At 70.2% G+C, this 12,937-nt stretch carries 8 protein-coding genes and 3 pseudogenes; 4 read left to right on the top strand and 7 right to left on the bottom strand.

The genetic code is table 11. The features are described 5' to 3' along the window. The first annotated feature begins 41 nt into the window (after window positions 1-41). Window positions 42-3,704, top strand: coding sequence for an nSTAND1 domain-containing NTPase (locus tag FHS29_RS12790; protein WP_184690787.1), 3,663 nt, complete (start codon window positions 42-44; stop codon window positions 3,702-3,704). Between the two features lie 12 nt (window positions 3,705-3,716). On the opposite strand, the gene FHS29_RS12795 is transcribed toward FHS29_RS12790, so the two are convergent. The 3 genes from FHS29_RS12795 to FHS29_RS12805 form a co-directional block, all read right to left on the bottom strand. Continuing rightward, a complete protein-coding gene (locus FHS29_RS12795) occupies window positions 3,717-5,102 on the bottom strand; it encodes an MFS transporter (RefSeq protein WP_312864889.1) in 1,386 nt (461 codons plus the stop codon). Window positions 5,103-5,603: 501 nt separating this feature from the next. Then, window positions 5,604-7,007, bottom strand: coding sequence for a hypothetical protein (locus tag FHS29_RS12800; RefSeq protein ID WP_184690789.1), 1,404 nt, complete (start codon window positions 7,005-7,007; stop codon window positions 5,604-5,606). Window positions 7,008-7,238: 231 nt separating this feature from the next. Further along, entirely contained in the window at window positions 7,239-7,649 is a 411-nt protein-coding gene (locus FHS29_RS12805) for a hypothetical protein (RefSeq protein WP_184690790.1), read from the bottom strand. 243 nt (window positions 7,650-7,892) lie between these two features. Between FHS29_RS12805 and FHS29_RS12810 the strand changes: the two genes are divergently transcribed. Next, window positions 7,893-8,171 carry a type II toxin-antitoxin system Phd/YefM family antitoxin gene (locus FHS29_RS12810; RefSeq protein ID WP_184690791.1) on the top strand — a complete coding sequence of 93 codons (279 nt, stop codon included), beginning with the start codon at window positions 7,893-7,895 and terminating at the stop codon, window positions 8,169-8,171. Beyond that, window positions 8,164-8,568, top strand: a complete 405-nt coding sequence (locus FHS29_RS12815; RefSeq protein WP_184690792.1) for a type II toxin-antitoxin system VapC family toxin — start codon at window positions 8,164-8,166, stop codon at window positions 8,566-8,568. The genes FHS29_RS12810 and FHS29_RS12815 overlap by 8 nt, the downstream gene beginning before the upstream one ends. A gap of 83 nt (window positions 8,569-8,651) precedes the next feature. Here FHS29_RS12815 and FHS29_RS36740 read toward each other — a convergent pair. From FHS29_RS36740 to FHS29_RS12825, 3 genes and pseudogenes are all read right to left on the bottom strand, one after another. Continuing rightward, window positions 8,652-8,762: pseudogene (locus FHS29_RS36740) on the bottom strand (MBL fold metallo-hydrolase); the annotation flags it as partial. A gap of 593 nt (window positions 8,763-9,355) precedes the next feature. After that, window positions 9,356-9,802, bottom strand: a pseudogene (gene rnhA / locus FHS29_RS12820) (ribonuclease HI); the annotation flags it as partial. A 393-nt stretch (window positions 9,803-10,195) separates the two neighbouring features. Then, window positions 10,196-10,873 (bottom strand): MBL fold metallo-hydrolase, encoded by a 678-nt coding sequence (locus FHS29_RS12825; protein ID WP_184690793.1) that lies wholly within the window; start codon window positions 10,871-10,873, stop codon window positions 10,196-10,198. Between the two features lie 127 nt (window positions 10,874-11,000). On the opposite strand from FHS29_RS12825, the pseudogene FHS29_RS12830 reads away from it, so the two are divergent. After that, window positions 11,001-11,936, top strand: a pseudogene (locus FHS29_RS12830) (acyltransferase family protein); the annotation flags it as partial. 104 nt (window positions 11,937-12,040) lie between these two features. Here FHS29_RS12830 and FHS29_RS12835 read toward each other — a convergent pair. After that, the gene (locus FHS29_RS12835) at window positions 12,041-12,829 is read right to left on the bottom strand and encodes a maleylpyruvate isomerase family mycothiol-dependent enzyme (RefSeq protein WP_184690794.1); all 789 of its coding nucleotides are present in this window, start codon (window positions 12,827-12,829) and stop codon (window positions 12,041-12,043) included. Window positions 12,830-12,937: the final 108 nt, after the last annotated feature.

The following is a 12,937-nucleotide window of genomic DNA, read 5'->3' on the forward strand; positions in this document are numbered from 1 at the left end:
TGAGTCGTCGATCCGAATGCGTTGGTGGGGAGGGGTGATCGATGAGCGCCGGCGATGATCCCACCGCGCTTACTCCCGGGGGAGTCCACCAGCAGGCGACGGCGATCGACGGATCCCACATCACCATGGTGGGCCGTGACCACAACGTGTACTACAGCGACGGCAAGCACGGTCGCCGCCGCACGGTGTCCGGCCCAGTGGTGGCCGAGTGCCCGTATCCCGGCCTGGCCGCCTTCGAGCCGGAGCAGGCACGGTGGTTCTTCGGGCGGGACGCCCTGGTCGCCGACCTGCTCAGCCGCCTCGACCGCCGCCTGACGACCGGAGGGCTCCAGGTCGTCGTCGCACCTTCGGGTGCGGGGAAGTCGTCGTTGCTGCGGGCCGGCCTGCTCTCCCGGCTCCACCGGGGCGCGCTGCCGGGATCGGAGGGCTGGCCGACGCTGGTGTTCACCCCCACCGCGGCACCCATGGCCGCGCTGGAGGCGCACCTGTCGAGCGTGCCCCACGAGCAGGACCGGCTCGTGGTCGTGGTCGACCAGTTCGAGGAACTGTTCACCCTGTGCGACGACGACGGGGAGCGCGCGAGGTTCATCGACGCACTCGCCGATCTCGCGGACGACGACGCGCTGGTGGTCCTGGGGCTGCGGGCCGACTTCTACGCGGCCTGTGTGGACCATTCCCGCTTGGCGATCGCGCTGCAGGACGCGCCGCTGGTCGTCGGGCCGATGACCGACGCGCAGCTGCGCGAGGCGATCCTCCACCCGGCACTGGACGTGGGGCTGGAGGTGGAGCCCGGACTGGTCGAGCTGCTGCTGCACCACCTGGGCGCCACCGGCGAGGGCTACGAGGCGGGCCGGCTTCCGCTGCTGGCCCACGCGTTGCGGGTCTGCTGGCAGGAGCGCCACGGTGCGACGCTGACGGTCCAAGGCTATCGGGACACCGGGGGCATCCGGCACGCCATCACCGTCACCGCCGAGCAGGTCTACACCAGGCTGGGTGACGAGGGGCGCCGCGAGGCGCAGTCGCTGTTCCTCCGCCTGGTCCGGATCGGCGACGGTCCCGAGGACACCCGGCGGTTCCTCGACCGCGCCGAGCTGGTGGACGTGGCCGACACCGCGACGGCGGTCGCGGTCGTGGACGCGTTCACGCAGGCCCGGCTCATCACACAGCAGGACGACAGCGTCGGGATCACCCACGAGGCCCTGCTCCGGTCCTGGCCGCGCCTGCGGGACTGGATCGCCGCCGACCGCGACTGGCTGCGGACCCGTCAGCGCCTCGTCGACGACACCCTGGCCTGGGAGGAAGCCGATCGGGATCCGTCCATGCTGTACCGGGGCAACCGGCTGGCCGCGGTGAGCGGACGGGACACCGCCGAACTGCCGTCCACGGCCGCGGCGTTCCTGGCCGCCGGCCACCGGGCGGACCGCGCGCGGCAGCGCCGACGCCGAGCGGTGCAAGCGGGTCTGGGACTGCTCACCACAGCCGCCCTGATCGCCGTGTTCATCGCGGTGCGCAACGCGGACAACGCCACCACCCAGCGCACCATCGCGCTGTCCCGGCAGCTGGCCGCGCAGAGCCTGGTCGTCGACCAGACCGACCCACGCCTGGCGCGGCAGCTGGCCGCGGCGGCCTGGCACGTGTCACCGACCGATCGGGCCGGTGCGGCCATGGGCACGCTGCTGGAGAGGCAGGAGCACAACGGCATCCTGATCGGGCTCGGCGATGACGTCACCGGGGTGGCGTTCAACCCGGCCGGTACGGCGCTGGCCGCCACCGACGGCCTGGAGGTCCGGCTGTGGAATGCCGCCGACGGCCGACCCGCCGGCACTCTCGCCAGACCGGACTTCGTGGACCTGATGCAGGCCGTCGCGTACGCCCCGGACGGCACGAAGCTGGCCACCTCGGGCACCAGCGGCTCGGTGCAGGTGTTCGACGCGGGCACCCGGCGCGAGATCGCCCGCGCCCGCCCGCACGAGGAAGACCCGGTCGCTGACGACGGTGAGGCGGCGTTGGCGTTCAGCCCGGACGGCACCCTCCTCGCCACCACCGATGTGGCCGAGGTCCGGCTGTGGAACCCCGCCGACCTCCGGGAGACGGGCCCTCCCCTCCGGGTGACCGACCCGGGGCGCAAGGTCACCGCGGTGGCGTTCCACCCGAGCGGCACGACCCTCGCCACGGCGGCCGACGACGGCACCGTCCGGTTGTGGGATCCGGTGACGCACGCCGGCATCGGCGACGCGATCACGGCCACCACGGACGAGTCCTTCGGTGTCGTGGCGCTGGCCTTCAGCCCGACCGGCACCGCGCTGGCCACCGGGGACGGCGATGGCATGGTCCGGCTGTGGAACCCGTCCACCGGGCAGCCGGTCGGCGCTCCGCTCGCAGTGCACCCGTCCGGCAAGGTGGACGCGCTGGCGTTCAGCCCGGACGGCGCCACCCTGGTCACCCAGAGCAGCGGGGTGGTGCGGTTCTGGGAGACCGCCACCGGACGCGAGACCACCGGCTCCATCCCGATCGACGACGGCGCGGTGGCAGGGGGACTCGCGTTCCGCCCGGACGGCACCGTCCTGGCCATCGCCTCCGGCGACGGCACGGTCCGGCTGCACAACCCGGCCAACGGGCGTCCGATCGGCGAGCCCGTCGACGCCGCGGCCTTCGGCTATCAGGCGTCCCAAGCGGCGTTCAACCGGAGCGGCACGCTCCTGGCCACCGCCGACACCCAGGGCACGGTGCGGTTGTGGGATCCGGTGACGCAACGGCGCCACGGCCGCCTACTGGCCACCACCACCGGTTACGGGCTCAACGACCTCGCCTTCAACCCGGACGGAACCGTGCTGGCAACCGCCGGCCAGGACGGCACCGTGCGGCTGTGGGATCCGGCCACGCAGGAGGAGACCGGGCCCTCGATCACGATGCCGCAGACCTATGGCCCGGACGGGTTCTACGGCGCCGTGGACGTGGCGTTCGATCAGGGCGGAACGGTCCTGGCCACGGCGAGTGGCGACGGCACGGTCCGGCTGTGGGATCCGGCCACCGGACACCAGATCGGCGAGCACATCGTCGCAAACCCCTTCTCCCCCGATACGCCCCGCTACAGCGCGGTGCGCGCGATGGCGTTCCACCCGAGCGGCACGATCCTGGCGACCGTGGGTGGGGACGGGGTGGTGCGGCTGTGGGACAAGGCGACGCAGCGCCAAGTGGGTGCGGACATCAAGCACCCCGGCCCCCACTCCGAGGTCGATGACCTGGCCTTCCACCCCGACGGCACGATGCTGGCCACGGCCGGCACCTACAACAGCGAAGTACGCCTGTGGAGCCCGACCACGCAGCAGGAGATCGGCAGTCCCCTCGTCGTGGACGAGGATTCCCCGTTCAGACGCGGTGTCGACCACCTGGCCTTCAGCCCGAGCGGCACCGTCCTGGCCGCTGCCACCGGGGACAGGGCGGTACGGCTGTGGCACCCGGGAACCGGCAGGCAGCTCGGTGTCCCGATCTTTCCCGCCGAGGTCGGACAGGTGTGGGACCTCGTGTTCAGCCCGACCAGCGACGCACTGGTCACCGTGGTGAACGCCGGCACGGCGGCGACGTGGCACACCGATCGCTGGGCCGACCCGTACCGGACGCTGTGCGAGGAAGCGGGCGCGATCACTCGGAAGGACTGGGAGGAATTCGCGCCCGGCGAACCGGCGCCCACATCGTGCACCTGACGTCATACCCAGTCACCTGCTACGCCGATGTGGTGCTGTCGCGTCGACCTTCTGCCGTAGCAACAGGTTCGCACCGCCCGCGGCGACAACCCCGAAGCAGCCCAACGCGAGCACCACGGTCCGCAGCGCGTCGGTGAACCCGTCGCCGACGAGGTGCCCACCGCTCAGGAACGCCAACGCGGACCCGACCGTCGCCAACGTGACGGTCTCCGTGGCGAGACGGGCCGTGTTGAACAAGCCGGCGGCCGTACCCGCCTGAGCGGTGGGTGCGCTGGAGATCGCCAACCCGTCGACGACGCCCGTCGTGACGCCGATTCCGGTCCCGATCAGCAGCAGCGGCCCCAGCAGCGTCCACGGAGTGGCCGCCGGCCCGATCGTGACGAGCGCGACGACACCGACCGTGCTCACCAGGATCGCGCCGATCGACAGCAGTCGCGGCGACCGCCGGGAGACCGCCGCCCCGACACCGGGGAGCAGGACCGATGGCAGCGTGAGCATCAGCATCCACAGTCCGGCCTGAGCCGCGTCGAGGCCGATGACGTCGATGAAGTACGAGGGCAGGTACACCAGCAGCGGCACCAGCAACCCCATCATCGCGGCGGCGACCAGCGAGTACCCGAGGAAGGCCCGGTCCCCGAGCAGCGCCAGGTCGAACATCGGCGCACGTCGGCGGCGTTCGACCCGCACGAACCCGACCGCGCTCGCCACGGCCAGCAGCACCGCCCCGAGCACCACCGGATGGAAGAGCCCGAGCACCGGCGCTTCGACGAACACCCAGATGAGCGCCCCGAGCCCGACCGTGAACAGGGAACCACCGGACCAGTCGACCGCCTTGTCGCCGACACCCGGCACGGCGGGCAAGGCCGGGCACAGCAGCAGGACGAGGCCCGCGAGCACCGCAGGAACGCCGAAGACCGCCCGCCACCCCACCACGTCGACCAGGAACCCCGACACCGTCGGTCCGCAAGCCAGTCCGATGCCCAGGATCGTCCCCAGCGCCCCGAAGACCCGCGCACGGGCCTGCCCGTCGAACGCAGCGGCGAGCAACGACTGCCCGGTGGCCGTCGCGACAGCGGCACCGACTCCCGCGAGCAGACGAGCCGCGATCAGGACACCGATGTTGCCCGCCACGGCACACAGCACGCTCCCGACCAGGAACGCCACCACACCGGCGACGTACAGCCGCCGCCTGCCGAGCAGGTCCGCGAGCGAACCGCCGAAGGCCAGGAACGCCGCGAAGCACAGGTTGTACCCGGTGACCACCCACTGCGCGCCGGTCAGTGACGCGTCCAGGTCACCGGCGAGCCCCGGCAACGCCACCGACGCGCCGGTGATGGTCAGCGGAAACGACAAGGACGACAGCAGGACGGCCGTCAGCACGAGGATCCGACGGTTCACCACGACCACCGCCCCGGACGGTCGAGAGCGGGGACGGCGTCAAGCACAGGACGAAGACGAAGGACAGGACGAGGACAGTTGTGCACAGGAGGCTCCAGAACGCACGAACGGAGCCGGTCAGCTCGAACAGCCACACCGGCGAGGACTCGCGGATGCGGCGGAGCGCGAAGCTATGCGCTGGGGAAGTCGGGGTTTCGCGCCGCCGCTAGGGACGGCGCACCCTGTCCGAGGCGGGCATGCGCCAAGTCTATCGGAGCCGCTCGGCGGTGCGGACCGGTCCACCCGGCATCGCGGTGCCGAGGCCCGGAGTTCAGCCACGCGCCTTCCAGCTGTTCGTCCCGGTGCGCTACGTGCTCGCGTTCGTCGCGCCGGCCGGGGTGCCACCGCGAATCGACGCATCGACCGAGCCCGGACGTCCACCGCAGACCCCGGCGTATCAACCGATCGACCGATGCGCGACCGCGCGATCTGGTGCCGTGTAACAGATACCGCCGCAGCCGCCTAGCGTTGGGGCAGGCGCAGCCAGTCGACCTTGGCGGTGCGGTTGGCCGGTGGACCGAGGCGGAACAGCAGTTGGCCCTTGTTGTCCTCGCTCTCGTCGATCTCCTCCAACGACGAGGTGATCTTCGTGCCCGCCCCCACCGCCGCCGTCCGTGCGGCGCCCGGCTGGCCGACTCCCGCGCCGAACACGTCGAAGTGCGACCCGGAGAACGGCGTGGTGCAGCGGTTGTCGCCATTGCCCACGATGACGGCACCGGAGCCGCGGGTGACGCCCGCGAGCCGCCCGAAGGTCTTGACGATCGCGAGCAGGTCCCCGTTGGTGGCCAGGTATTCGTCTTTGTTGGCCCCCCAGCCGAACGCGGGCAGCCAGTGCGTGATGTGCATGCACACCGCGATGGCCGTGTCCGACCACTTGGCCTTGTCCGCGGCCTGCGCGGCGGCGTTGATGTGGTTGGCGCGGATCACGGCGACCTGGGCGTCCACCACCTTCGTCTTGGCGGCGGGATCCTCCCCGGTGGTCATGAACAGGCTCAGCAGGTGCGCGTCGGCGGCGAACACGCCCATCGCGGCGGCACCCTCCACGACGGACCCGTCGGCCTGCAACGCCTGGATCTTCCCGCCCCCGACGTCCAGCCCGGCGAGCCGGAACTTCTCCCGCGAAGCGGGGTCGCCGCCCAGCCACGTGCTGATCCACCCGATCGCCGTCTGCTGGAGGAAACCGGCTCCCAGCGTCAAGGGCGGGCGGTTGTTGTCGAACGTGTTGACGGCCGTGGGGCCGCCTTCGTGCAGGATCTCGTCCCGCGCGATGCGCTCCAACCGGGACGCCGAGGGCGACCGGAACGCCCCGGTGTCCCCGGCGTACTGGAAGCCGCCGCCCGGCATCGGCTTGAGGTCCGCCCGGATCGGCACGGCAGCGCGGTTGGCCAACGCCTGCCGGGCGACCCGCACCCGCATGTCGGCCGGCAGTGCGCCCGGCCCGGTCGCGAGCGCGAACTTCTCCGGCCACTGCGGCAGCTGGAGGTGGGCCCGGTAGTCCGCCGGGCCACCGAGGAACGCCACGATGTCGATCAACTGGTCCTCGGGCAACGGCGAAGCGGCCGTACCGGCGTCCATCTTGAACGAGTGCTCGACCACGAACGCGTTCCAGGGGCGCCCCCTCGCGGCAACCGCCTTCATCGCCAACACCAACCGAGGTCCGCCCGACGCGAGCCCGGCGTCGTAGTCGGTGTGGACGTCGACGGGCAGGCCGGCAAGCCGACGCAGCAGGTCGTGCATGGCCAGCCCCTGGACCGGATCGAGCACCCCCCGGCGCTGCGCCACGACCTTGGCATCGGGCGTCCGCTGGACCAACGCGACAACAGCCGAGTTCCCCACCTGCCGCTGCAACCCCAACAGGCCACCCACGACACCAGGCCGCCGCCCCGCCGCCACCTTCCGCCGGCGTGCGCCACCCTCGGCATGCTCCCGCACAACCCACCTCCGACCTCAGCGTCGGTACCCGTCACGGGTCGGCACAAGGTCCACGGGGGCGTCCGTCGGGGCAGTGCGGTCGCGCAGGTGGCCCAATGCTTGTAGCTCGATGTGCTGACGCACCTCGCAGCTGCGGGGACTGGTGCCAGGCAGTGCTGGTGGTGATCACGCTTTGATGATCAGAGTGATGGTCGCGGCGACAGCGGAGGCGAAGCTGCCCACTGCGCCGACTGTCGCGGCCTGAGCACCGATGGACGACCACGACCGCCGGCACAACTCCGCCCACCGTTGGCGCCTGAAGACCATCTTCAGCTTCTCCCACTTGTGCTTCCTGATCCAGCACCCGATGAGCAGCCCGTGCGCGTTGTTGCTGCACGGCTTTCCGTTAGTGGTGTTGGGCGCCATGCACCACATGGGCGCGGCGAACAGCATGTACAGCAGTGACAATGCGGACAGTGACAAGGCGACAACGATGTTGGTGTCGTTGCCCAACCACACGTACACGGCAGCCGCCAGAACCAAGTACCCCCAAAAGCGCCAGAGCATCTTCTTGGTCCGACTCTTCGTTCTCCCCATCGGCTCGAAACTAGTCACAGGGGTCGACATTCGACACGGCCGAACGGGTCGACAGAGCACTCGTTCGGGTGGACCAAATTCAATCGCGCACCACGAGTGTCGATAGGCTCAGGATTCACATCGATCATGCGCCGGATCGGGGCCCGCCCGACGAGCGGCCCTGTTCGACGAATCGATCAACTCACCAACCGCGTAGGTACAGCTCCTGTAGCCCACTGTGCTACAGAAGGCTGCAATCGGGCTGTGAAGGTGATCAGCCAGCGGGAGGTCCGCAACAACTCCGCCGCGGTCATGGACGCGGTCGAAGCGGGGGAGACGTACCACGTCACCCGCAACGGTGTGTTGATTGCCGAGGTCCGCCCGCTGCCCCGTCGTCGGCGTCCGACCGCGGAGGAACTGGTCGAGCGGCACAGGAAGCTGCCGGAGGTCGATCACGGCCTCATGCGGCGTGAAGCCGACGAGTCGTTCGGCTCAGCAGACCGGATCGGTGACGACGATCCGTGGGAGCGCAGCCGTGGCTGACCGGCACGAGTCGGGCGTACTGGACACCTGCACGTACATCGACCTCGGACTGCTGGACCCGGCGGTGCTGCCGGAAATCCCCGAGTTGACCGCGATCACCCTGGCCGAGTTGCACCAGGGCGTGGCGATGGCCAAAGACGCCGCATCGCGCGCCGCGCGGACCGAGAAGCTGGGTGCGGCGATCGGCGAGTTCGAGCCGCTGCCCTTCGACGGTCAGGCCGCGGCTCGCTTCGGCACGCTCGTGGCGCTGGCCCTCGAAGCGAACCGCAACCCGAAACCGCGCCGCCTGGACCTGATGGTCGCCGCCATCGCTTCCGCACGCGGCCTGCCGCTCTACACGCGCAGTGCCAAGGACTTCGCAGGACTCGAAGGCATGGTCGAGATCGTCGAGGTATGAGAAGCAGGACCGCTCGACCTCGCTCTGGCGTGGCGGTCTCGGCTGGCAGCGGGGGTGATCCGACCCCACCACAGATGGAATCAAGAGTCGTCCGGCTGTTCGGCGAAGACGCGCGGCGACACGTCGTTGATCAAAGAATCGAAGTCCTCCGGCGAACTGGTCTTACCCACCCAACGCGGGAACAGTGAGTCGCCTCAGGGGGGTAACAGATTCCCCGTTCCCGGGCTTGGTGCATCGCGTGCGCACGGGGGCCGGCACTCGACGTCTGCAGGTTGTGCCTGGTCGTCTCGTGCGACTCATCGTTCAGCGCGCAATCTCTCGGCCGCCACCTCCGGCCTGTCCTGGGCGGTCGGCGGAGGCGTCACCGTCACGCCGACTTTGATCGGCATACTCAGGTCGAGCGCCCACGTCACGCGAGATCCTGGCGTCGCGATTCCTCGGGTGCCGACGAAGGTGCTCTCACGGTTGGGGCTACAACCACGCCTTGATCCTACGATCGGTCCGTCGGTGTGGGGTCGATGGTGAAAAGCCCACTATCGACATTTGTGCTCGTCGCCTGGTGATGAACGCAGCGCCCACCGCCGCTGGCGACCGTGCAGCGCTTTCCGTTGGGTTGTGGAGCGCCGCACTGCAATTCGGGATCGTGCACGTGGCAGAGCCCCGACGGGCGTGCTGTGGTCGAGCACTGCTGGCCCGTTCGAGTGGTGGCTCGACAGAGCTGCCCGGGAGTCGTGGGAGTCCGCGGTCGACCGGCCTTCCGGCGCAGGGGCGTGTCGTCCACGTCCAGTCCAGACACCTCGTACACGCCCCTGGCTGCCAACCGGTCCGCTCTCTCGTTGTCCGGATGACCAGCGTGCCCCTTCACCCAGTGCCACTCCACCTCGTGTGGTCTCAGCGCTTCGTCGAGGCGCTGCCACAAGTCGATGTTCTTCACGGGCTCCTTCCTGCCGGTTCGCCAGCCGTTGGTCTTCCACCTGGGCATCCAGGACGTGACGCCGTCCTTGACGTAGGCGCTGTCCGTGTAGATCCGCACGACCGACGGACGTGTCAAGGTTTCAAGCGCCTGGATGGGAGCCATCAACTCCATGCGGTTATTCGTAGTGGTGGCGGCTTCGCCGCCGTACAGTTCGCGTTCATGCGGGCCGTACCGCAATACTGCACCCCATCCGCCCGGTCCCGGGTTGCCGCTGCAAGCGCCATCGGTGTAGATATCCACAACGGGATGGTTGGTCATGGGGTCAATGTACCGAACTGCGACTACCGGTGGTACGGGTGACCGAGGGTTCCGATAGTTCGTCGCCTTCTGGTGTAGACGGTCGACGCACCTCTGTTGCGGAATTGTTTCGACGGGTCGTCGAGATGGCGGCATAGTGGGTATGCGACTGGAGAATATATTCATGAAGCGAAGCGCCTGCTGGTCGCGTTCAGTGACGATGACGGAAACGGTCCATGGCGGCCTTCTCGGAGTTGGTCTTGCTTGTCCCGTGTTCCAGGTGGCGTCCCAGTGAAGTCGGGCGCTGGTGCTGCCGGCACTTCGGCCGGTGGCATTCGGGGCGGCCCGTCGCGATGCGCCAACGGCACGGGCCGCCTGATGAGTCAGGCGGCCGCGTGTGGGAGATCCTTCACTTCACCAGCCGCGCGAGCGCCACTCGTCCAAGTGGGGACGTTCGGCCCCGAGGGTGGTGTCGTCGCCGTGTCCCGGGTACACCCAGGTGTCGTCGGGCAGTTCGTCGAAGACGCGCGTCGACACGTCGTTGATCAACGACTCGAAGTCCTCCGGCGACCCGGTCTTCCCCAGCCCACCCGGGAACAGCGAGTCGCCGGTGAACAGGTGCGCACGTCCACCCGGCTCGCGGTACAGCAGGGCGATCGAGCCGGGGGTGTGGCCGCGCAGGTGGATCACCGTCAGCGGTGATCGGCCGACCGCCACGGTGTCGCCGTGCTCCACGAACTGGTCCGGCGGCACGGGCAGCACGTCGGCGTCCAAGGCGTGCGCCACGGTGTTCGAGCCGTTCGCTCCCGCCACCGCCCCCAGCGCCCCCCAGTGGTCCGGGTGGCGGTGGGTGGTGACGACGGTCTTCAGGCGTGGGCGTTCCAGGGAGTGGCCTATCAGGTCCGACAGGCGCGACGGGTCGGCGGCGGCGTCGATCAGCAGGGCCTCGTTCGTCGCCCGGCACACCAGCAGGTAGGCGTTGTTGTCCATCGGCCCCACCGAGACCTTTGTGATGGTCAGTTCTGCCAGCGTGCGGCGGGTGGCCGGGCCGTTCGGCGCGACGTGCCCGGTGTAGTCCTCTAGTACGTCCACGGACCCCGACGGTAGTCGAAGCGGCACCCTTCAGGGTCGCTACAGGTTCGTCCAATAGGGTTGGTAACGATCAAGCTCGGACCCACGACCTCATTTGAATACGCTCTGAACTGGGTAACTCGCTCTCGTGCCAAAACCTCGCCGGATCAACTGGGACGTCCTGCGCGTCCTCGCCGTGGCGGCCGTGCTCCTCCAGCACGCCACCCACGCCGGTCCATCCGTCCACAGCGAGCTCGGCTCCCCCGTCTTCACCGTCTCCCTGGAGATGGGCGCCAGCACGCTCGTCGTCATCTCCGCCTTCTTCGCCTGCGCCTCCCTCGCCAAGGGCGAACCCGCCCGCTTCCTGCGCAACCGGCTCGCCCGCCTGCTGCCCCCGTACGCCGTCGCGGCCACCCTCACCTACCTGGTCCTCACCCGGCTCGCCCCGGAGGGCTGGAGCCGGTTGGAGCCCCGCGACCTGGTGGTCAACGTCCTGATGCTGCAGAACTGGTTCCCCGAGGCCCGCCTGGTCGACTTCTCCTACTGGACGCTCCCCGTGCAGGTCACCGGCTTCATCGCGGGCGCGGTCCTGGCTTCCCGGGTCCGCGGCAACGGCCTGCGCGTCCTCCTGTGGACCCTCGTGGTCGGCCCGCTGGTGCTCCGCGTCTGGACGAACGAGCCCGGCGTCGTCCGCACCTTCTACGACGGCCTCGGCATCCACCGCGCGCAGCTGTTCGCCGCCGGTGTCGCCATCTGGCTCTGGTCGAAGGGGCGGCTCGGCACGGGGCACCTGACGGCGCTGCTGCTCGCCGCGCTCGCCGCGCAGGCCACCCACAGCGACGACGTCGAGTCCACCGTCGCTCTCGGCGTGCTGCTGGTCGGCATCGCCGCGTGCGCCAAGGGACCGGACTGGGACATCCGGCCCCTGCGCGTCCTCCAGCGCCCGATCAGGTGGCTCGCGGGCATCTCGTACGGCGTGTACCTGGTGCACCAGGAGATCGGCTACGTCGCCATGGCCGAGGTCGCGCGGTTCGGGCCGTGGGTGGAGCTGGTCACGTTCCTCGGCCTCGCGGTCGTCCTGGGCTGGCTGCTCACCAAGTTCGTCGAACGCCCCGCGTTCCGGGCGCTCACCGCCGGCTCCCGCCCGGTCCTGGTGCGGCTACTGCTCGCCGCCCGCCTGCACGCCGCTCAGAGCCACTTGGGCAGCGTCGGCGCGGTGCCGTTCAGCAGCGCCCCGCTCTGGCGGCCGGTCAGCCAGCCCAACACCGCCGCCGCGGTGCCGCCGACCACCTCGGGCTCGCCCGCCCCGGTCAGCGTCCAGCTGCGTTGACGGCCGTCCGGCAGGGTCACGTCCAGCCGCGCGGCGGGCACGTCGGCGCGCTCGGCGAACTGGTCGACGACCTCCTCCAGGAACGTCTCCACCAGGTCCTCCGGCAGGTCGTCGAACCCCACGCCGGAGTCCAGGTCGACCAGGTGGATCCACACCTCGCGCAGCCGCAGCCAGGGGATCCGGTGCGCCGGGAACGGCCCGGTGCGCGGGTGCGCGACCTCCGCCTCCCACGCCGTCGCGGGCAGCTCGCGGGCGGCCGTGGCGAACCGCTGGCAGGCCGCGTCCAGGTCGGCCCGCAGCAGCTGGGGCAGCCGGGCCGCGCCTTGGGCGATGTCCGCGTCCCGGTCCGCCGGACTCGGGTACATCTGGTGCTCGACCCCGGTCTTGGCCCACGTCAGCAGGTTGACCAGGGCGTCGGCGTTGCGTGCGAGATGTGTCACGACGTGCGCCCGGCTCCAGCCGGGCAGCAGGCTCGGTCCGCGCAGTCCGCCCTGGTCAAGGCCTGCCACCAGGTCGTACAGCTGCTCCGTCGCCCGTTCCGCCTCGGCGAGTCCGGCGACCGCGTCCTGCGCCGCGGCGGACTGCTCGCGCGGCGCGGGTACGCTCGTTCCGGAGGACCGGACCTGGGCGGCATCAGCGAAGCTCATGGGCACCTCATCCCCGACGTCTGCGGCCGAATGGCCTATCGTCCCAGCCTAGGGGCGTTCACTACCGACCGGTAGAGCCGTTGGCGCACGATCGCGGATGGATCGACC

The organism is Saccharothrix tamanrassetensis (genome assembly GCF_014203665.1).
Lineage (GTDB): Bacteria > Actinomycetota > Actinomycetes > Mycobacteriales > Pseudonocardiaceae > Actinosynnema > Actinosynnema tamanrassetense.